A 25,912-nucleotide genomic window follows, 5' to 3' on the forward strand; every position below is an offset into this window, starting at 1 on the left:
CGGGCTTGCGAAAGCCAACTTGCACGGGGCGAATGATCAAAAAGTGCTCGCTGGCGGTGATAGGGAAAGTGTCGGCGCCGGCTTCACGGATTCAGGATAATGCGAGGAGTGTAAAAAAGTCCAATCTGGTCATATTAACAACGAGGCGCTCTGTCCTTAGAGGCATGACGGCCTGAGAATGCCTATCACAAGGTTGCACTTCTGTTATTCGCAACGCCGATTTAACAACGCACGTCCTTGTTAGCGCCGCCTACCGGCACCCCACCAGCACGTTCTGGTGTAGGTAGTAGCGCATACTGACCCACAACAAAACTTACAAGGTGACCTCATGGATAACACTCGACTCAAAGGTAAACACTGTCTCATTACTGGTGCTGCGCGTGGCATGGGGGCGGCTGTCGCTGAGCATTATGCCGCGCAAGGGGCTAAGGTCTGCGTGGCAGACCTCAATATTGAGGGTTGCGAAGAGGTTGCTCAGCGCATCAAATCAAAAGGTGGCGATGCTATTGCCATTAAGTTGAATGTGACTAACCGGGCAGAAGTGCAGGCAGCCGTTAAAGCCACAGTAGAAGCGTTTGGTAGTTTAAACGTGATGGTGAACAATGCCGGTATCAATAAGCCGTTAATGTTTCTGGATATCACTGAAGAAAATTGGCATCAAATTATGGATGTTAATGCGCTGGGTTGCTTACTCGGTATGCAGGAAGCCGCTAAACAGATGATTAGCCAGGGCAAAGAAAGCGGTCCTTATAAGATCATTAACGTGGGCTCGATTCTTTCCCGTCAGGCATTTGACGATGTGGTGCCCTACTCCTGCAGCAAGCATGCCGTGCTGGCGATGATTAACGGCGGTGCAAAAGCACTGGTTGATCACAACATTACCGTTAACGGCTATGCACCAGGCGTGGTGCGCACCGAGCTTTGGGAACAGCTGGATAAAGACTTAGTCAGCATCGGCAAATTCGATAAGCAGGGCCAGTCGATGGACGAGCTGGCTGAAAAAATGATTCTGATGAAGCGTTACTCTTACCCCGAAGATGTAGTCGGCACCGCGTCGTTCCTCGCCAGCCAAGAGTCTGATTACATGACTGGGCAGCTGCTGATGATCGATGGCGGCATGATCATGCAGTAAGCCTCCAGCAAAAAAGCCACCGCCCCTATACCTGCCTCTCAGGTATGGGGGCTACTCCTCTTTATCTGCTCAATAGTGGCCCTTTTCCCGCATAACGTTATCAGCGCGCTCTTGGGCGATAGAGAGGGCTTTTTTAATCGAGCGCCGCCCGTCTAGCACCTCGAAAATTTCATTACCTGCGATGCCGATAAGCTCGGTAATGCCAGGCACCGGCGGGCGTGGCCACGCCTGCAAAACATCCTGCTTCGCCATATCATCGACAATCGTAATCAACGGCGACAGCGCGGACACTTCCGGGTCTTGGCTAACGCTAAAACGCGGTGTGACCAAGCTTCCGTTCATGATGTAGAGCTTAGACATATTGGGCGACGTGAGGTGTTTTAACGCCGTCCACACGGCCTCCACTCGCTCTTTAGATAAGTTGGCAGGTATCGCCAACGCATACCCACCAATGGGCGTAATCGCCCTGCCGTGATTGCCCACCGGATGAGACAAATACCCGGTATTGCCGTATGCCGGTGATCGCTTATCAAACTCAATCAAGGGGGCCAGCAGCGTGTAGCAGTAAGCCATGCACGACTCACCCGAGGCATAGGACTGCGCCCGTTCGTACCAGGACATATTGAGAATATTCGGCGGGGAGTATTTAAGAATATCCAGCATATACTCGCAGGCTCGGTAAGCGGCATCCGATTGAAACATGGGGCGCAGCTGCTCACCGCTGGCGTTTTGAAAATCAAAGCCGCCGGCATGAAGCGGTAGATCGACAATGGGCTGCCCAAATTTAGCCATCAGAAAGCTAAACGTATGCCCCAGCGGCGTGCCACGGGCAGCGTTCCAAGCGATGCCGTATCGCCCCTTGGCAGGGTCGTGTAACTGCCGTGCGACTTTTACCAGAGCCTCGGTGGTGCTGGGTGGCGTTAACTGCGCTGCGGCCAACATATCCTTGCGATAACAGAGCAGTTCAGGGGTAGTTTGCACCGGTATGCCGTACTGGCAGCCCGCATAGCCGGCGCTTTGGATCGCCATCGGGTGGAAGTCAGAAAGATCGTAGCCATCGCGCTGGATGAGCGCGTCTAACGGCATCAAAACGCCCTGCGCGACCAAGTCGCCAAACCAGGGTAAGTCGCAGGCGACAATGTCGTAGCGGGATTTCGCTAAACGGGCATTGTCGAGAATATCATCCAGCAAGTTATCAATGGAGCGCGCTTTATTGCGAATCTCCAGGCCGAAAATGGACTCTAGCTGCCGCTTTAAATTATGCATGGCCATAAAGGTAGGGTCCGCATGCGCCAGCACACGTAAGCCCCCTTTCAGCTCAAGCCGTGCGGAAAGCACAGCGGGCGTCGAGATCACCTGCTGAGACGCTGACGTACCTAAAAATATCTTGCTGCCAGACTCTGAGGCGGGGTCGATCCCAAACAGCGGGCCCAGCAGGCCCTTAATGCGCTCCGCGTAGCTTTCCCACTCTTCTATCATCTGTGGCGAAGGATGCAGCGAGACAGTTTTTCCGGTTTTTGTGCGTGGGCGCGAAATCAGAAGGCCGCGCTGCATAATGCTTTCAATACCGCGCTTGGCGGTGCCGTAGGTTAGCCCTGAGGCATCCGCCAGCGAGGTAGGCGTGGTTAATCTGCCCGCCAGATGGTTGCGCATCACGTGCAGCAACATCCTCATCTCACGATACCCCAGCGACATCGAGAGCGTGGATTCAGTCTCGTTTTCAAACTTCTCAATGAACTCGATGAAGCGCGCTAACTCGGTGTTCGATATTTTGGAAACGGGCGTTTGCGATAGCTTGTCGTAAGGCCCTTCAGGGTGCGTATCGTCAAACAGGGTCAGCCCACTGGCCTCTTTTCTCATGATGGCTCCCACGCCTTAGGTGGTACTCTAGGCTTTAACTTACTCCATCGATAATCAGCCGGATACCTAACAAAATGAGTAGGCAAAGAATCACGCGGAAAAACAGCTCGCCGTCCATCCGCCGCTGAATGATCAACCCTAACTGGATGCCCAGCCATGCCACCGGCATCAGCAGCAGGGCGATAGTGAGATTATCGAACGTCACCAGGCCAAGCAGCGTATAGGGCACCAGCTTTACTAAATTGGTGATCGCAAGAAACACCACCGCCGTCCCTAAAAACTGCTGTTTGGTGAGTTGGCACTGCAGCAAGTAAAAATTCAGCGGTGGGCCGCCCGCATGGGCAATAAAGCTGGTAAACCCGGCGATTCCTCCACACAGACGCCCCACCCAGGTGGGCAGCAGTCGGCCGCGCAGCGGTTTAAGCAGCCCCCACAGGCCAAACAGCACGGAAAAAATACCCAGCAGCAGTGTCAGCAGCGCCTCATCAAACCAGCCATAGGTGAAGTAGCCCACCGCAACGCCCAGTATCGCAGGCGGAAACATCAGCCATAACAGACGATCCACCCGCTGTCGCCACCACGCTTTTAGGCTAAACACGTCCATCACAATCAGCAGCGGCAGCATCACCGCCACCGCAAAGGTGGGACTTGCCTTTAGCGAAATCAGCGGTACAGCAACCACCCCCACTCCACCCGCAAACCCTGATTTGGAAATCCCTGTCAGTAACACGGCCACTATCATCAGTGCCACAAACACCCAATCAAATGCCATACGAACACCCCTTTCAGATTGCATCTTAACGCCGGGCCACCCACGCAGAAAAAAGGGCCATGACAGGCACGGCCCTTTTTCGATAGGTCAACCAGTATGCGTGCGTAAGGCGTGCTTACAGTACGGTGCACACTTCATCAAAGGAGAAGCGGTCGCCACGCGGGAACAAGGCGCTGGCATCGCCATAGCCTAAGTTGCACAAGAAGTTGCTCTTCACTTTCCCATCGGGGAAGAACTCTTCATCCACCGCGGCGTTGTTGAAGCCCGACATAGGGCCTGCATCCAAGCCGAGCGCACGGGCCGCTAAAATCAAATAGCCGCCTTGGATCGAGCTGTTGCGGAACGCCGTGGAGTGAATGAAGTCCGGCTTGCCTTCAAACAGCGATTTGGCATCTTTGTTATGGGCAAACATGCGCGGCAGGTGCTCATAAAACTCGGTATCAAAACCCAGCACCGCCACCACCGGTGCCTTCATGGTTTTTTCCTGGTTGCCCGGTAATAGAGCAGGCTTCAGGCGCTCTTTCGCCGCATCGGTGGTTAGAAAGATAATCCGCGTTGGCTGGCAGTTCATCGAGGTGGGACCGTAATGCATCAGGTTATACAGTTCGCGCAGCGTTTCCTCGCTCACTTCTCGGTCCTGCCAAACGTTATGGGTACGCGCTTCTGTGAATAGGGTGGCTATCGCTGCTTGGTTAATCGTTGTCATAGTGTTGCCTCTTTCGGTTTAACCCGCTCAGTAGGAGCCAGGCGTTCAGGGTGAGGTCGTTCAGGCCGTCTTTAAGCCGAAATCGTATTGAAAATAGCGGTATGAGGTGTCCATCTGCCGGCCGTCGGGCGCTAGCCCCGCTGGCATTTGAATGAATTCCTTCACTAGGGAATCTTTCACGCCAAATACCGCGTCAGAGTCGAGGTAGGGGTCGTCTTCCGCGAAGATTTGGGTCACCAGGGTTTCGTAGCCCGGTGCCATCAGCATGAAGTGCACATGGGCGGGGCGATAAGGATGACGGCCGGTAATTTCAAGCATTTTGCCCACCGGCCCATCGGTCGGAATGGGATAAGGGGACGGCGTTACCGTCCAGAAGGCGTAGCGGCCCTGGTTATCGGTATGAAAGCGAGCGCGCAGCGTAGCGCCTTCAAGTTCAGGCTTCTGGACGTCATAAAAGCCTTCGCTGTCCGATTGCCAAACGTCGATGGCGACATTTGCCAAAGGTTTGCCATGGTCGTCGTGTACGTAACCTTCGATGAACAGTGGCTCCCCTTCAACGCCCCAGTTAATGGCATCGCCCTGGTTGGCTTGGGGAGGGTCAGCGACGTAAAACGGCCCCAACACGGTGCTTTCGGTAATCTTAGGGTCGCTGCTGGCGTGGTTAATCGCATCCACCAGCATGGTGACACCCAGGGTGTCAGACAGCAGGATAAACTCCTGGCGTTCGTCGTCGCACATTTGCCCTGCACGGGTGAGAAACTCAATCGCCTGAATCCACTCTTTCTCGGTGGGCTTCACCTCGCGCAGATAGGCATGCAGGTGTTTGACCAAGCCATTGAGCAGCGTTTTCAGCCGTTCATCCTCACAGCGTGAAAACTCATCCATCACGGCGGCAGTAATATTATCAGTGGTGAGATTACGCATGTGTGTGCCCTCCCTGCGTGACGGGCGAAGGTTCACCCAACCCTGACAGGCGCTCGGTATGATGCACGGTGGCGATATAGTCATCGTTGCCGTGCCCGGTGGCGATCAGGGCGGTATAGGCTTCGCGCATTTGCGCTGCTAACGGGGTCGAGACCCCAGTGCCGTGGGCGCAGTCGAGTATCAGATCAAGATCTTTGGCCATCTGCGCGGCGGAAAACGTCGAGGTAAAATCCCGCGCTAACAGGGGCGGTACCTTGTACTTCACCATGGGGGAGCCCACCGCGCTGTCAGAGATCAGCGCCAACATGGCGTCCCATTCAATGTTGCCTTTACGCGCCAGTGTCAGTGCTTCACTCATCATCCCGGCACTGACGGCAATCATCAGGTTGATGGCCAGTTTGGCTACCCGGGCCTGCTCTTCGTCGCCCAGCCAATACTGCGCTTTGGTAAATGCTGCAAACACGGGCTTGGCTGTTTCCAGTGCTTCCCGTGGGCCGGAGACCATCGCGGAAAGCGTGCCCGCCTCTGCCGCGACGGGGTTACCGGATACCGGGCTGCGCAGATAGACCACACCGTGAGCCTGTGCCGACTCGGCCACTCGTGCAGAGGCTTCCACGCTCACCGTGCTTGTCTCAATCAAGGTGCTGCCGGGCATCATGTGACGAATCAGCTCGCCAGACTCAAGGCACAGACTGATCAATGCGCGGTCGTCGGGGATGGAGACAAATACCAAGTCGCAACCGGCCACGGCCTCTGCCAGCGTTTGATGAGGCGTCACTCCGATCTCTGCAGCAAGAGCAAGGCGCTGCGCCGATAGATCAAAGCCTTGAACAGGAGTGCCGGATTGAGTGATACGAGCAGCCATCGGCAAACCCAGTTTACCCAAGCCTACCCACGCCACTTTTGGGGTCGTTGGGGTCGTTGAAGGCGTTGTAGAAGCGGTTGTCATGGGGTGACCTCCTGTGTTGATTGCGCTTCACGCGCCAACAGTTCGGCGTGAATGCGGTGGCCAGACGTGGCCAGCTCAGCGATACCCTGCTGAGTCTCCATTAGCAGACGGCCGCCACGTTTTTTGAACTGCCCGGCCACCATCACGCTGTCGACGTTGGCAAGGCTGGTTTGCATGACCACCGTAGAAACTGGGTCGTTCACCGGCTGCATATTGAGCTGGTTGCTATCCAGCAACACTAAGTCGGCCTGCTTACCCGGCGTGAGGCTGCCAATACGGTCATCAAGACCCAGCGCTTTTGCCCCATCGAGGGTGATCCAACCCAGCGCTTCTCGAGTGGTAATGGTTGATGTATCGGGGATCTTGCCCTGCTCACGGCGCGAGGCATCGTTATCAAGAGTGCGCTGCATACCCAGCGCTGCCCGGGCGACGCTGAACATATCTCCAGAGAGCACCGATTCGAGATCCACGCCCAAAGACACCACGCCGCCGTTTTGACGAACGAGCCCAGTCACCGGAAAACCGTGGCCCTGGGTCATCTCGTTTTCAGGGGCAATGGAGAACGTCACGCCGCTGGCGCAGAACCGGGACATTTGGCCCTCGTCCAAACTTTGGCCATGCACAATGTTGATATCGGGGCCTAACAGGCCACGCGCTTCCACTTCGTCCCAGGCACCGGGGGCCACTGCTTCACCGCCGCCCTGGTGCATGGAGGCGACCAGGCCAAACTCTTTGGCCAAAGCAAAGTCCTGCAGCGTCACCTCTAGGGTTGAGTAGTGAGGGCCAAGAATGGCCATGCCCAAGGTGACAAGCCCTTCTGGGTTTGCCAGCTCGCCGCTCAGCAGGCGCTCTATCTCATGGCGAGGATGGGGAATTTCACTGAAGTGAGGCTGGCCAGGTTGGGGGTCGGGCTTAGGCGAACCATGCAGAAACAGCGCGCGAATGCCCGATTCCTTTAGCCCTTTCACAGCGGCGTCGGTGTGCTTCGGGGTCGGGTTGTTATGGCACCAATCACCTAATGTGGTGGTACCGCAATTCAGCTGGTTAACCGCGCCCATCCAGGTGGCAATGTAGATATCCTCGGGCGTAAATAGCGCCGCAAGGCCACGGTGAACATGGCGAAAATACTCCAGCAGCGTCCAGTTGGCGGCAACACCGCGCAGGCCGGTCTGCCAGGTATGCATATGGGCGTTCACCAACCCAGGAATCAGGATACCCCCGCCACAGTCGATCACCTCGGCTGCGTGTGCCTTGGGGTGATCGGTGAGGTCATGCCCCACGGCGACGATACGATCACCCTCAATCAGTACCTGGCCATCGCTCAGTTCGCCCAACTGCGGGGCCATGGTGACAATCGTGGCGTTAACAAACAGCGTGCTCATTGGCCACCTCCACTCTCCGCCTGGGGCCGTTTCCCCGACTGAGCATCGCTGAGCAAACGATGGATACCCTTCGCTTCCACATCGCGTGGGTTCCAGTAAGGGTTGCGGGTCGCAATCTCCGTGGCCCGCTCTACATCTTCTACGCTAAAGCCTAGTTCGGAGAGTGCGCTTGGGGCTCCGACGGCACGCCCTAAGTCGTAAAGGCCAGCCGCCGCATCGTCACAGCCCAGCGCACGCCCAATACGCGCCATCGCTTCCGGCACCGCTGGCGCGTTATAGGCCAGCGCATAAGGCAGCACAATGGTGTGCGTTTCCGCATGGGGAAGGTTGAAAGAGCCGCCGAGGGTATGGCACAGCTTGTGATGCAGCGACATGCCCACCGAGCCCAGGCAAGTGCCGCACAGCCAAGCGCCGTAGAGCGCATCAGAGCGCGCTTCAATATGGGCGGGTTCGTTGGCAATTACCGGCAGGCTTCGCGCCAGTGCCGCAATCCCCTCTTCTGCCATCAGCGCAATCACCGGATTGCAGTCGCGGGCGTAAAGCGCCTCTACTGCATGGGCAATCGCGTTAATCCCGCTGGTGCCTGACATCACGGCAGGCAGCGTTAGGGTCAGGTCAACGTCATAAATGACCGTTTCGGGCAGCACATCTAGCGTGCGCTGGGTGCTTTTGATGCCGTCGCTCGTTTCACCCAGGATCGGCGTCATTTCCGAGCCTGCGTAGGTGGTGGGTATCGCGATCTGAGGTAAGCCCGTACGTAAGGCAATGGCTTTTCCCAAGCCGATGGTGGAGCCGCCACCGATGGCCACCGTGCAGTCTACGTTGAGCTCTTTAACTACCTGCAAGGCATGTTTGGTCACCTCAACCGGCGTATGCATCACGGCATCTGCATACACGCCCACGCCCTTATCGCCTAGCAGTTCTAGTACGCGGCTTGCCTGCTCGTGCTGCTGAGGCGTGGCTAGCACCAGGGCGCGTGAGCAGCCGAGATGTTCAAGCTCTTGCCTTAGCTGAGCCAGGGTACCTTGGCCAAATACCACCCGGGATGGCAGGCCATCATAAACAAAAGGTTGCATAAAACATTCCTTAGTCGTTTGAAGTGGGCTGAGTGCTCGCTACCTTCTAGCGAGCACTCCAGTCGCAGCAGGTGAGCTAGCTCGCCTGCGCCTGCTTTCCCATACCGGTAATGGCTTGCACCAGCGCGTCCTCACTGACGTTGTCACCATCAAACTCTGCGGTGACGCGGCCGTCGTACATCGCGATAATGCGGTTACTCAGGCCCAGCACTTCGGGCATCTCGGAAGAGATCACCAATACGGCGTAGCCAGATTTGGCTAAGTCTTTGACGAGGGTGTGGATTTCAGATTTAGAGCCGACATCAATCCCCCGAGTTGGCTCATCGAGGATGAGCAATTTAGGCTGGGTATGCAGCCACTTGCCGATGACGATCTTTTGCTGATTACCGCCGCTTAAATTGCCGACCTTTTGGCGCCAGCTGGGGGTTTTGATTTTCATGGCCTGGTGATACTTGTCGTAGACTTCGCGCTCTTTCGCACTGGTCATAAAGCCTAATGACGACACGCTGGAGAGGCTTGCCAATGTCATGTTGTCACGACAGTTCATGCCCAAAATCAGGCCCTGATCTTTGCGGTCTTCCGGTACTAACGCGACGCCGCTCACCACCGCATCGTGGGAGTTACGAAAATTCACTACCTCACCATCGAGTACGACGTCACCAGCCGACGGTTTACGCAGGCCAAAGATGGTTTCTGCCACCTCTGAGCGGCCCGCGCCTACCAGCCCGTACATACCAACGATCTCGCCCTTGCGAACGTTAAAGCTGACATCTTCAAAAACACGCTTCACTGACAGGTTGCGCACTTCCAGCATGTTGTCGCCGAATTCACTCGGTTTGCTGGCATGATCAAGCGTTAGACTGCGGCCGATCATCATCCTCGTGATTTCATCTTCGTTGGTATCTGCGGTGTTGACCGTGCCGGTGTACTCGCCGTCTCGCAGCACTGAGATGCGGTGCGACAGATGGAAAATCTCGTCCATGCGGTGCGAGATATACACAATGCCCACGCCCTGCTCACATAACGAATTGATCACGTCATAGAGCACCGGCTTTTCGTGGTCGGTGAGCGATGCGGTGGGCTCGTCAAACACCACCACGCGAGGGGTAAACGCTAGCGCACGGCCAATCTCTACCATTTGCTTCTTAGCAATGGATAACGAACCCACAATGTCGTCGTGTTCAAAACCGCACTTAAGCGTCGCTAGAATCGCGTTAGTGTCTTCCCGCAGTTTTCGCCAATCCACGCGATTGAACGACTTTCTGGGCAAGCTGCCGAGAAAGATGTTTTCAGCAACCGTCATTTCAGAGACCAGCGACTGCTCCTGATGGATCAGTACGACCCCCGCGCGTTTGGCATGCTTAGGGTTCTCGAAGGCCATTTCCTGGCCACCTAAAATAATCTTGCCTTCGTTGGCCTGGTGCTTACCGGCCAGCACTTTCATCAGGGTCGATTTGCCAGCCCCGTTCTCACCTAGCAAGGCATGTACCTCACCGGGGCGAACGTCAAAATCAACGTTGTTGAGCGCGACCACACCGGGGAATCGTTTCGTGATACCTTTGAGTTCCAGGATGGGGGCTGCATCGATGGGCTGACGTGATTGCGTTGAAGTGGCGTTCATATCCGCACCTCCTTAGCCGAGGGTGCATTAAGCTTCTTATCAATGATCAGAACAGAGATGAGAATCGCGCCGAGAATAACGAGTACGTAAAAAGCGGGTACCTGCATCAAGTTCATACCGTTGCGCAGAATACCGATGGCCAGTACGCCGCCTAGCGTGCCGACAATGCTGCCGTAGCCACCGGTTAACTTCGTGCCGCCCAGCACTACCGCCGTGATCACCCACAGCTCGTAGTCTCGGCCTAGATTAGGCGTAGCGGCCCCCATTTGGCTGGCAAGCAGCACACCCGCGAGAGCCGCGAAAAACCCTACGATGATGAAGTTGATCATCATGTGCCGGCCTAGACGGATACCTGCATCAATCGATGCTTCAGGGTTGCCACCTACGGCAAAGGTATTGCGACCGTGCCCTGTGCGGGTCAGCACTAAGTGCATAATGAGCGTGCACACCAAGAAGATGACCGCCAGCGTCGGCATGGGGCCTACCGTGCTCATGCCGAAATCAGAGAACGCAAAGTTCATGGCATAAAACGACTGTTCACCGGTGTAGAGGAAGATTAAACCGCGTACTCCCAGCATCGCCCCTAGCGTTACGATGAAAGCGTTTACGCCTGTTTTCCAAACGATTAAGCCATTCAGTGCCCCTAACAACATGCCAGAGCCAAGCGCGGCCAAGATGGCGAACGTCATACTGAACTCTTGAAGACCTACCGCCAGAGAAGCGGCCAGCCCAAGCGTTGCGCCCACCGAAAGATCGATGTTGCCGTTGATCATGACCAGAGTCATGCCAAGCGCAATCAGGCCAATCGTCGAGGTTTGGACCAAAATATTGGTGATATTCCCCCATGACAGAAAATACTCTGACATGAAGCTGAAGAAGATAAAGATGGCGATCACGAACACCCAAATAGGCTGGATAATCGTTTTACCTCGGAAGAAACCTTTAATAGACATCATGTGTACTCCTCCGCGTTATGAGTGGGTTGTCAGCAAGCGCTTACGCTTATTGGCAAGATCCAGCCATACCGCCAAGATGATGATGACCCAGGTCACTATCCATTGGATGTAATAGGGGTAGCCCATCAAGAGCAGTCCATTTTGGATAAACCCTAAGATCAAGACTCCCACCACCGTTTTCCAAATGCTGCCCGCGCCACCCAGTAAGCTAGTGCCGCCAAGAATGATGCCGGCCAACACCAGTAGCTCGTACCCCTGCCCTACGTTGTTTTGCGAGCCCATCACTCGAGAACCAAGAACAAGCGCCGCGCAGGCCACACAGAAGGCTGAAATCAGGTAGGTGCTAAAGACGCACCAGTTTTTACGAATTCCAGAGTAAACGGCGGCCATCGGGTTACCACCGACGGCAAAAATGCGGCGGCCGTAACCGGTGTAAGACATCACGACTTGAACCAAAATGGCCAACACCGCGAAGAGCAATATGGGAACGGCAATGCCGCCGATATAGCCTCGGCCAAAGAATGCGAACCAAGTGCCTTCTTGATTGGCGATATCAACGTTCTGACCACCGCTGTAAATCAGCACAAAACCTTGTATGGCCGACAGCATGGCGAGCGTCACGATGAGCGAGTTAAGGCGCAAAAAGCCAATTAATACGCCGTTCACGGCACCAATCATGAGCGTTAATGCGAACATAATGAGAATGGCATTCGTAGGGCCGATCTTATCGTGCAGATCCACCACCAATACCGTCGAGAATGACAGCATCGAACCTACCGAAAGATCCAAATTCCCGCCGATAATGACGACCGTTACGCCGACCGCAATAATGCCAATAATGGAAGCCTGTCGAACCACCGTCATCATGTTCGACTGAGAAAGAAACTGCTCAGAGAACAGCGAGAAAACAAACATGCCGATTAGAAAAAATATCAGAATTCCCTGAGCCGAGAGGAAGCTCATAACGCTTGCCTTGCTGAGCCTTTCTGGCGATATCCTTGATTTGGATTGTTGTGCAGAAGCCATGCTATTCACCTGTAAAAATCACTTTGGAAAGCACTGATGAGCGCAATGGACAACCCGGTTATCCATTGCCTCTTTCAGCGCTGCCCAGCGCAGGAAACCTGTCGTCAGGTTGATACTGCTCCTCGGCGCAGGCACTTAACGCGCCATACGCCAGACAGCACGCTTCACCTAAAAAACGGGGCGGTCGAACTCGCTGAGGTTGTCAGCCGTGATTTTGGGGGTTTCGAAGAAGTTCATTTTAGGAACCTCTTCACCGGCCAATACATCCAGGGCCGTTTGCAGGGCGGCTTCTGCATCGTCAACAGGTGACTGATAAATAGAGCCGTAGTACTCGCCACGCTCAATGGCATCGTAGCCAACGGCGAAGTTAGTGGCGCCAATGAAGATAATCTCGTCTGCCCGGTCAGCGCCCTTCGCGGCGTTGAGTGCGCCAACACCCATGTTGTCATCCCCCGAATAGACCCCATCGATACGGTCGTATTTCGTCAGGAAGTCTTCCATGACGCGCTGGGCACGCTCTCGATTCCAGTTGCCTGGCTGCGTTTCCAACAGCTCCACTCCAGGGCAAACTTCCGCCAGACGATCTTCAAAACCAGCCGCCCGCTCTATCGCCGTGGTATACCCAGGCTGGCCGGCAATTTGCACAATCTGGCCTTCGCCACCGAGGGCATCGCACATCATTTCAGCAGAGGAAATACCCTGCTGAACGTTATCCGGCCCAGAGAAAGCGGAGATAAACTCCATGCCCGCTTCAGCGATTTTAGAGTTGGTCACCACCACAGGAATGCCAGCACTATGAGCTTGGCGAATCGCGGGGATAACCGCTTGGCCGTTGGTGGGCCAAATAATGATGGCGTCGACACGCTGCTGAATCAGGTCCTGCATTTGGCCGATCTGTCGGGCCACATCGCCACCGGCGTCCAGCACCACGACATCTACATTACCTTCACGTTCTGCAGCGGCTTCAAACGCGCTTTCATACGTCGTCTGATAACTATCGACACCCACGTTGTTTTGAGTAATACCTATACGATAAGGGCCTTCGGCGTGCGCTGTCGCAATCGACATCAATGTGGCCGATACAGCAATAGCAGTTTTATTGAACATTTTGTTTCTCCTAGCGTTTTTATTAATTGTTTTTGGCTTACAGACTCGTAAGGCTGTGTTCGGAGCTTACTGCTCGGCTTTGTTAAGGCACAACGCGACCGCCCCACAGAAATGACCAATTTGGTTTTTTTTACTGCGCTTCGTTCTGCATCCCTCCAAGGATGGCCAACATCCGCTACGCTGGATTAGGGTCACCCGGATGAAGGCAGACTCTCTATAGACAGCTCTTGTACACACCGCCCACTTTGGGTTAATAGTTAATAACCAAGCTAACTTCCTATCTCTACACGGCGGGCTTTACCGGGGCACGCTTCACTCCACAGCGCATTAATTGCATTAAAAACAAAAGGATAATCCACATGCAACATGACCAAAGCTCAACCTCTGTACGTAGAAGCGTTGTTGTTCAAGAGTTCACCAACAGCGTATTAGACCCCAATGCCCCGATGCTGGGACCGGTGGAGAATGGCGGTACCATCATCGCGAACACGGCTCCTGGCTGTTGGGGGCCGATGATTACACCCCGTTTGCGTGGCGGACATGAAGTGACCACCCCAGTATTTATCGAGGGTGCAGAGGTGGGCGATGGCGTGGCGATACGGATACGCGAGATTACCATCACCTCGATTGCGACGGCCTCCGGACACGACAGCTCACCAGAAGGCTTTTGCCTTGGCGACCCCTACGTGGCAGCGCGCTGCCCTACCTGCGACACCGTGTGGCCTGAAACACATATTGAAGGTATCGGGCAAGACGCGGTGAGATGTGATGTGTGCAACAACCCTGTCAAACCCTTCGAGATTGTGCATGGCTATACCGTCACGTTTGACGACACGCGTACAGTTGGCCTCACCGTGCCCAGCGATGTTGCATCCACGTTTGCACAGCGTGCCGACCACTATTCGGCGCTACCCGACGGCAGCAAGCAGCACTCGATTTTGAACTATGCGCCTTCTGATATGCCGGGCACGCTCATTCGCACACGCCCGTTTATGGGCCAGCTAGGCACGTGCCCTTCCATGCCGATGCCGGATAGCCACAACGCCGGAGATTTCGGCGCGTTTCTGGTAGGCGCGCCCCATAAGTACGCGATCACACCCGAGCAGTTAGCAGAGCACAAAACCGATGGCCATATGGACATTGATGCCGTACGTGCAGGTGCCATCCTTATTGCGCCAGTGAAGGTGCCAGGCGCGGGCGTTTATATGGGTGATATGCACGCAGGCCAGGGCGATGGTGAAATTGCCGGACACACCATGGACGTTGCCGGCAGCGTTACCCTGCAGGTAGAAGTCGTCAAACACTACCCGCTAGATGGCCCGGTACTCTTTCCCCTACTGGAAGATTTGCCACCTCTAGCCAAACCGTTCAGCGCCTCGGAAAAGGCCAAAGGGCAGCGACTTGCGGAAAAATGGGGCGTTTCTCATATCGAGCCGCTAGCGCCTATTTCAGTAGTCGGCACCGCCGCCAACCTAAACGACGCCATCGAAAACGGCCTGGAACGAGCAGCCAAACTGCTGAAGGTGAGCGTCGCGGAGATCCGCAACCGAGCCACTGTTAACGGCGCCATTGAAATTGGCCGGGCACCGGGGGTTATCCAGGTGACGTTTCTAGCGCCGCTCGCGAAGCTTGATGAGGTAGGGCTGGGGGATTATGCCAGGGAGCAGTATGATTTGTAGGTTTGCTGGTTAGCGCTACTGGTCCGCAATGTGCTGCTCTTTCTAATGGGCAGCACTTTTTCTTTTGTGCTTACACACCTTACTTCCACTCGCGCCTAGAGACAAAGTCTCGCAATACGCAGGCAGTGTTCAACAGGCCAAATGGCCCATTTGCATAAAACAGAGGTGCATACGCAGTAGTGCCTTGCCAAATAGCATGGTAACTTTCCTGAACACTCATATAAAAGAAGAAGGAACAACGGCATGTCTCGAGTGACCCTAGGTGTAGCAACTGCCTTAACATCATTGATGTTCGCCCTTCCCGCCTATTCAGATTCTCCGCTGCGGCTAGCGGTTGACGTTCCCTTTGAGCCCTTTCAGTACCGCCTACCGGACGGCACGTTAACAGGCTTCGAGGTCGAGCTGGGCGAAGAGGTATGTCGGCGCATTGAGCGTGAGTGTGAATGGGTCGAGCAAGGTTGGGATGGCATCATTCCTGGTCTACTGGCACGCAAATACGACGCGATTGTCTCCTCCATGGCAATTACCGATGCACGCCGTGAACAAGTGCTTTTCTCAGAGCCTTACTACAGTAACCCCAGTGTGTGGGTGACTCAGGTAGGCGAAGAGATTGATATTGAAGACCAAGACGCGCTTGAAGGCTTATCGGTAGGCGTACAGCGCGGCACTATTCGTGATGCTTACATCACCGACACTTATGGCGATTTAGTCGATGTGCGCCGCTATGCAACCGGTGAAGACTTAGCAGTCGACGTTCAGTCAGGTCGCTTAGACGCAGCCTTTATGTATTACCCGCTAGCGTTAGCGTCCCTTCAAGTGAACCAGGAAGGCAGTAACGTTGTTACCAGCTCACCGCTAATTCGTGAGCCTAAAAGCTATTTCGGCCACGGCGTAGCAGCCGCTTTCCACCCACGTAACGAAGCATTAGCTGAACAATTCAATGAGGCGCTACGTGAGATTAAGGAAGACGGTACTTATGATGAGCTAATGAATAAGTACGTGGATTACGATATTAAGATTTAAGGCTTTCGCTGAGCTAGCTTATGGGGCAGCAGAAATGTTGCCCTTTGGTTTACTAGCAACTGAATATATTTCGTGGTCTTAGCCCGTAGATGCTTGATGGGTAAGGTCATGGAAATTAATGCCTGTGGCTTTAATCACCGCCGTCATCGTGCGGAGTGTTGGGTTACCTTTAGGTGATAACGCTCGGTAAAGGCTTTCACGCGACACTTTGGCTCGTTCTGCTACCAGCGCCATACCACCCTGCGCCTCAACGACATGGCGTAATGCCATCAGGAAAGCAGATTCTCCCCCTTCCTCATCAAGCTCATCAAAGGCGGTGCGCAAGTAGTCCAACGCCATACTAGGATCATTACGAAGCATTTCAATGACCGCTTCATCATGGCTTCTCATGGCGTGCCCTCCTCTTATGGTCGGCCAAAAACGCTTTAGCCTGCTCAATATCAGCTTGCTGGCGCTGTTTGGTTCCGCCTACTAATAGCATTACCAAGCGTGTGCCTACCTTGGCGTAGTAAACACGGTAGCTTGGCCCATAAGTAATGCGTAGTTCCCATACTCCATCACCTACCGACTTGGTATCCCCAGCATTACCCGCTGCCAGCCTATTAAGGCGAGTCAAAACTCGCATAGCGGCTTGTCGATCTTTTTCCTTGGTAGCATCTAACCAAGCTTGAAACGGGTCATGGCCATCAGCGGTAAGGTAGTGAGTAAGTTCAGTCATAGCACTAGCGTAGCTTAAAAGCTACACATATAGTGAATATGTCTCAACGAAAAAAAGCCCCTGACGAATCAGGGGCTTTTCGAGATAAGTGGCGGAGGGACAGGGATTCGAACCCTGGATAGGCTATTAACCTATGCCGGTTTTCAAGACCGGTGCATTCAACCGCTCTGCCATCCCTCCGGCTTATGGGTGCGTATAATAACAGCTTCCCCTTGTAAGTCAACGCCTTTTGAATAAATTAGTAGAGCCTTAAGCCAACGCGAGTTATCGCTCCGCCTTCCATTGCGCTGACTACCCAATGGATGCCGTGCCAATCAACGTCGTCGCCCACTACCGGGTGCCCGCCTACACGTAGGGAAACAAACTCCGCCAGCGTCATCTCCTGCTCGCCGGGGCTGAGAGTTAAGCCGTAGGCCTGGGCGATGTCTTGCATATGGGCATTGCCATCTAAAGTAAAGGTGCCGAAGAAAGCGCGCTCTTGCTTGAGCTTGGCATCGCCGTTGAACAGTCGGTTCAGTGCTACCAAGTCCTCCGTGCGGCCAATCACGCAAAGCACATCACCTAGCTTCAAGCGTGTGCTGCCTTTGGGGTGCAGCATGACGTGATTGCGGAACAGCGCGGAAATCAGTGCACCAGAGGGGAAGCGCAGCAGGCGAATGGGTACGTCTTCTAGGTCTTCGTTTTCGACCACGTAAACGAACATCTCGAAGTCGTTGTCGGGCATAATACCCAGCGGGCCACGGCGGTTGGGTGTGGTACCTACCGGCACCTCGACCCTTAACCAGCGCGCCATGAACGTGAGCGAGCCGCCCTGAATAAGCAGCGACATCAGCACCACCGCGAAAGCCACGTTAAAGTAGAGCGAGGCGTTCTCTACCCCGCCAATTACCGGGAAGATCGCCAGCACAATCGGCACCGCCCCGCGCAGGCCTACCCAGGCAATAAAGAAGGTTTCTCGCCAGCGGAACTTAAAGAAAGGTTTGATAGTAATTAGCACCGCAATCGGACGAGCCACGAAAATCAGCGCCAGCGCGACAAACCCAGCAGGCAATGCCACTTCCCATAGCTGGCTGGGGGTCACCAGCAGGCCCAGCACCAAGAAGAGCCCAATCTGGCTTAGCCAGGCTAAGCCATCGTGTACCGGTAGAATAAAGTTCAGGTGCCGCCCTGGCTGGTTACCAATCATCAAGCCAGCCAGATAAATCGCGAGGAAACCACTGCCGCCCAGCACGCTGGTTAGCCCGAATACACTAAATCCAAGCGCAAGCGCCAGCATGGCGTAAAGGCCGGGCGCTAAATCGAGCCAGCGCAGCAGTTTGGCGCTCAGCCAACCGCCACCAATGCCCACTGCCAAACCAATACCAAACTGAGAGATAAAGAACAGCAACGTTTCGGTAATGCCGCCAATATCCCCAACCAGCAGCTCCACCAGCATTAGCGTTAGGAAAATTGCCATCGGGTCGTTGGTACCCGATTCAATTTCAAGCGTGGCCCCTACCCGTTCGTTCAGGTTTACACCGCGGCCGCTTAGCATGGAGAAAACGGCGGCGGCATCGGTAGAGCCTACAATCGCCCCCACCAACAACCCTTGCACTATCGAAAGGTCGAAGACCCACATGGCGATAACGCCGACAATGGCACTGGTAATAAAGACGCCAAAGGTGGCCAGTGAAAGTGCAGGGCGAAAGCCTACGCGGAATGTTTTGAGACGGGTGCGTAAACCACCATCCAATAGGATCATGGCCAGTGCCAGATGGCCAATGGCGAACGCCATGGAGTAGTCGTCGAACTCGACGCCTAGCAGGCCCTCTTCGCCCGCCAGCATGCCCAGACCCAAGAAAATCAGCAGCAGCGGCACGCCAACCATTGATGAAAGGCGGCTCGCTAATATGCTGAGCGCCATAAGGGAACCACCTACCAGGAAGAACGTATAAATTGCGTCCATGTCTCTCCGTCTCTACATCAATGCCGTTCTATTATTACATGTCGGTGCTGAATTTACTGAGCGTGTTCGCTTGGTTTATGCAAGGGGCTAGCCAGGTGCTTTACCTGAAAGCTAAACTTCGCCGTCCTACCATCGGGAGTTGAGGTTATGTTGAACGCTTTTTTGCGTGGCCGTTCATTTCTAGCACTGTCATTGGTCTTTTTTTTATTATTTTCATTTTCAGCGACTTACGCAAACGAAGAGCGTGATTCAGGAAATCTCGACGCCCCTCTTTCTTTAGAAAGCGATGTAGCGCTTCCTGAAGGGCTGTGGCCCGCAGGCGACAGCAGCGCGGCTGAAGTGCCTGAAGAAGCACCCAGTATGGCGGTGATTCCCCCGCCGCCTCTTGACCCGCCGCCACTGAAACAACTCACGCTGATGCTAGATTGGTACTTAAGCCCCCAGCATGCCGCCCTCATCGTGGCGAAAGAGCGGGCCCTGTTTGCCGCCCAAGGGCTTGAAATCGAGCTATTAACCCCAGCCGACCCCTCCATTGCGATTAAGCTGCTGGCCGCCGGAGAAGTGGATTTAGCGCTCACCCGCCAGCCGCTGCTACATTTACATGCCCACGATGGCGCGCCAATCACACGCATCGCCACGCTGATAGAAACGCCGTTAAATGCAGTGATCGTGGCAGGTGAAGCGCCAGCATCAGCAGCGGTTGTCGACGCCCTAGCCGATTTACACTACGGTTATTCCACCCGCGAGGGGCGTGATGTGTTAGTGGAACAACTTCTGCCCCGTTCAGTGCGCCAAGTCGATGACTTCGTTGCGCCTGAAAGCGTCCATTTTGATGCCGCCGATGCGCTACGTTCGAGCAGAGTTGATGCCATAGCGGATGGTTTTTTTCATACGCTGCCCCAGCAGCTCGCCTCCGATGGCATCGTCACTCATACCGTGCGCTACAGCGACATCGATATCCCGCGCCACGATGGGCTGATTCTATTAGCCAATAGCGACTCCGTTGCTCGTCAGGCCACCACCTGGTCGCGGGTGCTGATCGCTCTGGAAGAGGCCAGCAACTGGATGATTGAGCACCCAGAAGAAGCCTGGACGCTGCTGGTCACAACACACCCCGTACTGGATAACCCCATCAATCAAGAGGCGTGGGATGACCTGCTCCGCCGCGTTGCGTTAAGTCCTGCGGCACTAGACGAGCGGCGCTATGCGGCGTTTGAAAGCTACTTGCAGAGTGTGGGCGTCACAGAAAATTCAATTCCCGTCACGCGGCTGGCGGTGAACCCCCACTTACTGATGGAGCGCTAACCCGCACGCCGTAAAACAGCTTGCAACACCCTCAGCGCGCTGGAGCAGCATGCAAGACACCCCGTTAGTGTTTATCGATGTGGAAACCACCGGCACCCGGGCCACTAGGGATCGTATTACCGAAATAGCGGCCCTTAAGGTGGTGGAAGGTGAAGTTGTCGAGCGTTTTGTTAGCCTGATTTACCCAGGCACCATCGTGCCCGCCCATATCAGTCAACTGACCGGTATTTATGACGATATGCTGGCGGATGCGCCCGCTTTTTCAGCCATTGCGGAGGAACTGCTGGAGTGGTTGGGCAGCGCTTGTTTGGTGGCACATAACGCCCGGTTCGATGCCAGTTTTCTGCGTAACGAGTTTAAACGTGCGGGATACATCTATCGACCCACGCTAATATGTACGCTGCGCATTTCTCGACGCTTAAACCCTTCGCTGCCCAAGCACAACTTGGCTGCCCTGCTGTCCCATTTTAATATTCCACTGATGCGACAGCACCGCGCCGAAGATGATGCCGTGGCACTCTGGGAATTATGGCAGGCATGGCAGCGCGAGTGTGATGCGGCTACCTGGCAGGCAGCGCTTGCCGATGAGCAGCACCACCGCAGCCTGCCTGCACATCTCTCCAGCGACCAGCTAGCCGACTTGCCCAGCGCCCCTGGCGTGTATCTATTTTATGGCCATAACCGCTTGCCGCTTTACATAGGCAAAAGCGTAAATCTGCGCAGCCGGGTATTGGGGCATTTTCAACGCGATCATCAAGATGACAAAGAGATGCGCCTCGCCCAGCAGATTCAGCATATCGAGTGGGAAGAGACCGCCGGTGATTTAAGCGCGCAGCTGCGGGAAGCGCAGCTTGTGAAAACGCTAATGCCGATTTTGAATCGTCAGTTGCGCCGTCAGGGCAGCTTGAAAACGTGGTATTGGCCGAGCGATGCGGCCTGCCCCACACTAGTGAGCGGTAAAGCCATCAGCCAGCACCAGCCGGGCAAACTGTTCGGGCTATTTAGAAGTGCCAAAGCAGCAAAAGAGGCGCTGCGCAGTATTGCTGAAGAGCATCAGCTGTGCCCACAGGTGTTGGGGTTAGAGAAAGGCAAGGGCCGCTGCTTTGCTCACCAGCTAGACAAATGCCGTGGCGCATGCTGCCAGAAAGAACCGCTAGATACTCACACTCAGCGGGCACAACAGGCACTTGCCAAGCTGCAGGTAAGTGCGTGGCCTTGGCCGGGCAGAATCGTGATTCGTGAACAGAGCCGCAAAGGCGGCCCGGTAGCGCATCATGTGGTCGATCACTGGTGCTACCTGGGCAGCGCCACCACTAAGCGGCGCGCCCAAACGCTAAAAGGCGATACGCCGCAGTTTGACGTGGATACCTACCGCATACTGAACCGGTTTTTAAACGCCCCGGAACAGCATAAGCTTACGATTGCGCCGCTATAAAGGCGTCGATCGCTTGCTGAAACGCATCAGGCTGGTCGGCATGCAGCCAGTGGCCAGCGTTTTTGAGGGTGACCAGTCGCGCCCGAGGCAGCACTTCACGCAGCGCTGGCAGCATATCGTCGCTCACGTAGTGGGAATCGGCACCGCGCAGTACCAGCGTCGCGCCTTCAAACGGGGAATCACCATCGGGCTCACCGATGATGGCCTCGTAGCCGTGTTGGATTTCATCCAGGCCAACCCGCACGCCCATAATGCCCTGCTCATCGCGCACTAGGTTGGTGGCCAAAAACAGCCGCGTGGGGCGCGAATCGACGTGCTCTGCTAGCAGGGCGTCTGCTTCGCGGCGATTGGTTGGCTTGCCTTTTCGTACTTGCTCCAGGGCAGCAAACACATCGTCATGGCCGTGCTGATAGGCCACCGGGGCAATATCGGCCACCATTAGCGAGAGGCAGCGCTGCGGCGCTTGGCGCGCCAGCGTAATGGCTACCTTGCCGCCCATGGAGTGGCCTAAAATATGCGCTTGCTCAATACCCAGCTTATCTAACGCTGCCAGCACATCCTGGCTCATGGCGCTATAGCTCATGCCTTCTGCGTGTGGGGAGCGTCCGTGGTTACGCAGGTCCACCGCCACTACCCGGCGCTTGCGCTGCCACACTTTCAAATGCGAGCGCCAATTATCGGCACTGCCGAGCAAGCCATGAATCACGACCAGCGGCTGGCTATCCGCGTCGGCGTCAGCAGGCAGGTCAATCGCGTAAAGATCCACGGGGACATGGTCGGTCATGCTATTTCCTTATCGGTTAAGCGGTTCGCGGCGCAGCATCGTCCTGCCCTGTCCATACCACCAAGCGGCGCGTTAGCCATGCGAGCAGCAGGCCATAGAGCGGCAGGAAGAACAGCAGGCTAATGCCCAGCTTAATGGCGTAGTCAACGGCAGCAATTTCCACCCAGTGCTGAGCCATAAAGGGGTCAGGACTGTTATAGAAGGCGGTGGCAAAGAAGGCAAACGTATCGGCAAGATTGCCCAGAATGGTCGAGCACACAGGTGCGACCCACCACGCCCACTGGCGCAGGCGGTCAAACACCTGCACATCGAGCAGTTGCCCCAATACGTAAGCAAGGAAGCTGGCAACTGCAATGCGGGCAACAAACAGGTTCCACTCGCCGAGTGCCTCAATGCCGGCAAAGCTGCCGCGTGGGAAGATCACTGACACCACGTAAGACACCAACAGCGCCGGAAACATCACGCGTAGGATAATCGTGCGGGCTGGCCCTTTACCAAATAGGCGCACCGTTAAGTCGGTGGCTAGAAAGATAAACGGAAAGCTGAACGCGCCCCAGGTGGTATGAAACCCAAACAGCGTAAACGGTAGCTGCACCAGATAGTTACTGGCAGCAATGATGGCGATATGGAAGGCGACCATTACCATGAGGCAACGGCGATGCTGAGCGTCGGTTAAAGCAAACATACAGATTGGCCTTTTTTTGGTTGATAGAGGGGTAAGGGAACCCTCGAAAAAGCGCGTTGAGCGCCACTGGGGCGCGCATTATACGCGTTCCTCACGGTAATAAAAGAAAGCATAAAATTGAACGCACAAAGCCGCCCATGGGGTTGGGCGGCTTTGTGCGTAGTTTGAGCGTGGCAGAGAAGATGCTTAGCTATCGGTGGAGGTTGCTTGATTGGCAGCACCCACGTTGCGTTCACGCATCGCTGCATGCACATCTTCCAAACTGGTGGGGTCATCAATGGTAGAGGGAATGCCGAAGGATTTTCCATCGGCGATATTGCGCAGCAGTTTGCGCAGTATCTTGCCCGAGCGGGTTTTGGGCAACCGGTTCACTACCAGCACCTGCTTAAAACAGGCGATGGGGCCGATATGTTCACGCACGCGCTCAATCAGTTCGGCTTCCAGGGTTGCTTCGTCGCCGTTAAAGCCATCTTTGGGAATCACTAGCCCCACTGGTAGCTGCCCTTTTAGTTCATCATGAATGCCGATCACCGCACATTCCGCTACAGCGGGGTGGGCGCCCACGACCTCTTCCATTTCGCCTGTGGAGAGGCGATGCCCCGCTACGTTGATCACATCATCGGTTCGCCCCATGATGAACAGGTAGCCCTCCTCATCAAAGTAGCCGCCATCGCCGGTCAGGTAGTAGCCAGGGTAAGCGGCCATATAGGCACTGTGAAAGCGCTGGGGGTCGCGCCAAATACCCACCAAGCAGCCCGGCGGCAGCGGCTGCTTGATGACGACGCTGCCCTGCTGCATGGCGGGCGCCTGTTCGCCGTCGCGGTCAAGAATCTGCACGTTGAAGCCGGGCACCGGGTAAGTGGCAGAGCCCGCCTTAGTGGCCGCTGCTTCAATGCCCGGCAAGTTGGCGGCAATCGGCCAGCCGGTTTCAGTTTGCCACCAGTGGTCGATGACCGGCACATCGAGCAGGTCATCCAACCAATGAAAAGTCGGTGGATCTAAGCGCTCACCAGCAACATATAAGTGCTGCAGGCTGCTGATATCGTACTTTTCCAACTGCTTGGCGTCAGGGTCCTCTTTTTTGATGGCCCGAAACGCTGTTGGGGCGGTGAAAAAACTCTTCACTTTGTACTCATCAATCAAACGCCAAAACGCTCCCGCATCCGGTGTTTTCACCGGTTTACCTTCATACACTACCGTGGTGCAACCGCGCAGAAGCGGTGCGTAAACAATATAGGAGTGCCCTACTACCCAGCCCACATCCGAGGCGGTAAACATCACATCGCCTGGATTAAGGTCGTAAATCACTTCCATCGAATAGGCCAAGGCGACCGCATAGCCGCCAGTGTCTCGCACCACGCCTTTGGGCTTACCGGTAGTGCCAGAGGTATAGAGCACATACAGCGGGTCGGTGGCTTTCACGGGTACGCAATCCACAAAGGGAGCATCTGCCACGAGTTCTTGCCAGTCCACATCGCTAGGTTGTAACTCTGCACGATGCGCTTCGCGCTGAAATACCACGCAAGCATCTGGCTTGAAGCTGCTCAGCGAGATAGCTTTTTCGACAATGGGCTTATAGGGCAGCATCTTATCAACTTCGACTCCACAGGAAGCAGCAATCACTACTTTCGGTTCAGCGTCTTCAATGCGAGCTGCCAGCTCGTGGGGCGCAAAGCCGCCAAACACTACCGAGTGCACCGCGCCTAAACGGGCGCAGGCGTACATGGCAATCAGCGCCTCAGGCACCATGGGCATATAAATAATGACACGGTCGCCTTTGGTTACCCCCATCTTGGCAAGACCGCCAGCAAACCGCGCCACCCGGTCGCGTAGCTCAAGGTAGCTAATGGTTTGCTTGGATTGAGTAACCGGTGAGTCCCAATAAATGGCGGGTTGATCACCGCGCCCTTGCTCAACGTGGTAGTCAATGGCGGCATAGCAAATATTCAATTCGCCATCGCCAAACCAGCGGGCGTGCTGCTGGTCGTCATAGGTAAGGATGGTGCTAGGCGGCGTGAACCAAGGCAGCTTTTTGGCCTGCTCGGCCCAGAAAGTCTCAGGATGCTCAATAGAGTGCTGGTAGGTGCGCTGATAGAGGCTCATGGTGACCTTGTGATTATTGTGTCGGTTGATAAGCATCTTCGAAGCAAAGATGGATTGTTGACACTTTATAAAGTAACCATCAATTTCACCCTCATACTATGGGATAAAACGCGACCAAAGCCGTAGCCAAACGCAGACATTGTCGACAAAAAAGCCCTCACTACCATTGATAGAGCGTTAAACCCATATTTGGACAAAAACCGCTAAATTACTGATCATTAAACAACCCAATCCTCGCGACGCGACGATGGCTACATAATCTATAACAACGCTGTCACTACAGTGTAGGCAAGGAGATCCTCATGTCTGCTTCTACTAGCGCCGCTGCACGTCTTCTGGAACATAACTGTCATGCCATTGAGGCAGGCACTAACCTGCTCAAAGCGTTGGCGAATGAAAAACGCCTACAGATCCTGTGTTTGTTGGCAGAAAAAGAGCTGTCGGTAACGCAAATTAATCAGCAGCTTTCATTGAGCCAGTCGGCGCTTTCTCAGCACTTGGCGATTTTGCGTCGCGACCAGTTGGTCAATACGCGGCGGGAGTCTCAAACCATCTATTATTCACTCAGCAGCGAAAGCGCCAAGGCAATTATTAACACCCTGGCGCAACACTATGCTGCCTAGTAGTGGGAACTCAGTCTTGGCTACTTAGCACTCGCTGTTCAAGCGAATCTAACGACGCTGCCAGCCTGCCGCGTCGATCACGCCCAGAGCCTTCACCATGG

Annotated in this window: 23 protein-coding genes and 1 tRNA gene; 6 read left to right on the forward strand and 18 right to left on the reverse strand. The window is 55.0% G+C overall.

Annotated elements, in window-relative coordinates; genetic code table 11:
• The first annotated feature begins 328 nt into the window (after positions 1-328).
• Entirely contained in the window at positions 329-1,132 is an 804-nt protein-coding gene (locus tag BIS10_RS07800; protein ID WP_253504137.1) for an SDR family NAD(P)-dependent oxidoreductase, read from the forward strand.
• Between the two features lie 69 nt (positions 1,133-1,201).
• On the opposite strand, the gene BIS10_RS07805 is transcribed toward BIS10_RS07800, so the two are convergent.
• The 11 genes from BIS10_RS07805 to BIS10_RS07855 all read right to left on the reverse strand — a co-directional run bounded on the left by BIS10_RS07805 (position 1,202) and on the right by BIS10_RS07855 (position 13,511).
• On the reverse strand, positions 1,202-2,992 hold the full coding sequence (locus BIS10_RS07805) for an ABC transporter substrate-binding protein (protein WP_253504140.1): 1,791 nt from the start codon (positions 2,990-2,992) through the stop codon (positions 1,202-1,204).
• Between the two features lie 34 nt (positions 2,993-3,026).
• Positions 3,027-3,764, reverse strand: coding sequence for a sulfite exporter TauE/SafE family protein (locus BIS10_RS07810; protein ID WP_188638765.1), 738 nt, complete (start codon positions 3,762-3,764; stop codon positions 3,027-3,029).
• 115 nt (positions 3,765-3,879) lie between these two features.
• A complete protein-coding gene (locus BIS10_RS07815) occupies positions 3,880-4,470 on the reverse strand; it encodes a malonic semialdehyde reductase (protein WP_253504143.1) in 591 nt (196 codons plus the stop codon).
• A gap of 60 nt (positions 4,471-4,530) precedes the next feature.
• The gene (locus BIS10_RS07820; protein WP_253504146.1) at positions 4,531-5,394 is read right to left on the reverse strand and encodes an intradiol ring-cleavage dioxygenase; all 864 of its coding nucleotides are present in this window, start codon (positions 5,392-5,394) and stop codon (positions 4,531-4,533) included.
• Entirely contained in the window at positions 5,387-6,343 is a 957-nt protein-coding gene (locus BIS10_RS07825; protein ID WP_253504149.1) for an NAD(P)-dependent oxidoreductase, read from the reverse strand. Before BIS10_RS07825 ends, BIS10_RS07820 begins: the two co-directional genes overlap by 8 nt.
• Positions 6,340-7,725 (reverse strand): amidohydrolase family protein, encoded by a 1,386-nt coding sequence (locus BIS10_RS07830; RefSeq protein ID WP_253504152.1) that lies wholly within the window; start codon positions 7,723-7,725, stop codon positions 6,340-6,342. The genes BIS10_RS07825 and BIS10_RS07830 overlap by 4 nt, the downstream gene beginning before the upstream one ends.
• A complete protein-coding gene (locus BIS10_RS07835; RefSeq protein WP_253504155.1) occupies positions 7,722-8,801 on the reverse strand; it encodes a maleylacetate reductase in 1,080 nt (359 codons plus the stop codon). Before BIS10_RS07835 ends, BIS10_RS07830 begins: the two co-directional genes overlap by 4 nt.
• 76 nt (positions 8,802-8,877) lie before the next feature.
• Positions 8,878-10,422, reverse strand: a complete 1,545-nt coding sequence (locus BIS10_RS07840) for a sugar ABC transporter ATP-binding protein (RefSeq protein WP_253504158.1) — start codon at positions 10,420-10,422, stop codon at positions 8,878-8,880.
• Entirely contained in the window at positions 10,419-11,378 is a 960-nt protein-coding gene (locus tag BIS10_RS07845; protein WP_253504160.1) for an ABC transporter permease, read from the reverse strand. Before BIS10_RS07845 ends, BIS10_RS07840 begins: the two co-directional genes overlap by 4 nt.
• A gap of 15 nt (positions 11,379-11,393) precedes the next feature.
• Positions 11,394-12,341, reverse strand: a complete 948-nt coding sequence (locus BIS10_RS07850) for an ABC transporter permease (RefSeq protein WP_253504163.1) — start codon at positions 12,339-12,341, stop codon at positions 11,394-11,396.
• A 231-nt stretch (positions 12,342-12,572) separates the two neighbouring features.
• Positions 12,573-13,511: a sugar ABC transporter substrate-binding protein gene (locus BIS10_RS07855; protein WP_253504166.1), complete on the reverse strand. Its 939-nt coding sequence runs from the start codon at positions 13,509-13,511 to the stop codon at positions 12,573-12,575.
• A gap of 359 nt (positions 13,512-13,870) precedes the next feature.
• On the opposite strand from BIS10_RS07855, the gene BIS10_RS07860 reads away from it, so the two are divergent.
• Both BIS10_RS07860 and BIS10_RS07865 read left to right on the forward strand, forming a co-directional pair.
• A complete protein-coding gene (locus tag BIS10_RS07860) occupies positions 13,871-15,190 on the forward strand; it encodes an acetamidase/formamidase family protein (RefSeq protein WP_253504168.1) in 1,320 nt (439 codons plus the stop codon).
• A gap of 243 nt (positions 15,191-15,433) precedes the next feature.
• A complete protein-coding gene (locus BIS10_RS07865) occupies positions 15,434-16,213 on the forward strand; it encodes a transporter substrate-binding domain-containing protein (protein ID WP_253504171.1) in 780 nt (259 codons plus the stop codon).
• A gap of 78 nt (positions 16,214-16,291) precedes the next feature.
• Here the strand turns inward: BIS10_RS07865 and BIS10_RS07870 are convergent, their stop codons facing one another.
• The 4 genes from BIS10_RS07870 to BIS10_RS07885 all read right to left on the reverse strand — a co-directional run bounded on the left by BIS10_RS07870 (position 16,292) and on the right by BIS10_RS07885 (position 18,876).
• Positions 16,292-16,603, reverse strand: coding sequence for an addiction module antidote protein (locus tag BIS10_RS07870; RefSeq protein ID WP_253504174.1), 312 nt, complete (start codon positions 16,601-16,603; stop codon positions 16,292-16,294).
• Positions 16,590-16,931: a type II toxin-antitoxin system RelE/ParE family toxin gene (locus BIS10_RS07875; RefSeq protein WP_253504177.1), complete on the reverse strand. Its 342-nt coding sequence runs from the start codon at positions 16,929-16,931 to the stop codon at positions 16,590-16,592. Before BIS10_RS07875 ends, BIS10_RS07870 begins: the two co-directional genes overlap by 14 nt.
• An 89-nt stretch (positions 16,932-17,020) precedes the next feature.
• Positions 17,021-17,111, reverse strand: a tRNA-Ser gene (locus tag BIS10_RS07880).
• A gap of 58 nt (positions 17,112-17,169) precedes the next feature.
• Positions 17,170-18,876 (reverse strand): potassium/proton antiporter, encoded by a 1,707-nt coding sequence (locus tag BIS10_RS07885; protein ID WP_253504180.1) that lies wholly within the window; start codon positions 18,874-18,876, stop codon positions 17,170-17,172.
• Between the two features lie 147 nt (positions 18,877-19,023).
• Between BIS10_RS07885 and BIS10_RS07890 the strand changes: the two genes are divergently transcribed.
• Entirely contained in the window at positions 19,024-20,181 is a 1,158-nt protein-coding gene (locus tag BIS10_RS07890) for an ABC transporter substrate-binding protein (protein ID WP_253504184.1), read from the forward strand.
• A 49-nt stretch (positions 20,182-20,230) separates the two neighbouring features.
• Complete coding sequence (locus BIS10_RS07895; protein WP_253504187.1) at positions 20,231-21,616, forward strand: 3'-5' exonuclease family protein; 1,386 nt, start codon at positions 20,231-20,233, stop codon at positions 21,614-21,616.
• On the opposite strand, the gene BIS10_RS07900 is transcribed toward BIS10_RS07895, so the two are convergent.
• From BIS10_RS07900 to BIS10_RS07910, 3 genes are all read right to left on the reverse strand, one after another.
• Entirely contained in the window at positions 21,597-22,400 is an 804-nt protein-coding gene (locus BIS10_RS07900) for an alpha/beta fold hydrolase (RefSeq protein ID WP_253504190.1), read from the reverse strand. The two genes, BIS10_RS07895 and BIS10_RS07900, sit on opposite strands and share 20 nt — an antisense overlap.
• 16 nt (positions 22,401-22,416) lie before the next feature.
• Entirely contained in the window at positions 22,417-23,085 is a 669-nt protein-coding gene (locus BIS10_RS07905; protein WP_044629142.1) for a 7-cyano-7-deazaguanine/7-aminomethyl-7-deazaguanine transporter, read from the reverse strand.
• Positions 23,086-23,271: 186 nt separating this feature from the next.
• On the reverse strand, positions 23,272-25,239 hold the full coding sequence (locus BIS10_RS07910; RefSeq protein WP_392567161.1) for a propionyl-CoA synthetase: 1,968 nt from the start codon (positions 25,237-25,239) through the stop codon (positions 23,272-23,274).
• A gap of 251 nt (positions 25,240-25,490) precedes the next feature.
• Here BIS10_RS07910 and BIS10_RS07915 point away from each other — a divergent pair, with 251 nt between their 5' ends.
• On the forward strand, positions 25,491-25,811 hold the full coding sequence (locus tag BIS10_RS07915; protein WP_074210569.1) for a metalloregulator ArsR/SmtB family transcription factor: 321 nt from the start codon (positions 25,491-25,493) through the stop codon (positions 25,809-25,811).
• The last annotated feature ends 101 nt before the right edge of the window (positions 25,812-25,912 follow it).

This window comes from Halomonas sp. 707B3, from assembly GCF_024158645.1.
In the GTDB taxonomy this organism is placed as follows: domain Bacteria; phylum Pseudomonadota; class Gammaproteobacteria; order Pseudomonadales; family Halomonadaceae; genus Vreelandella; species Vreelandella lionensis.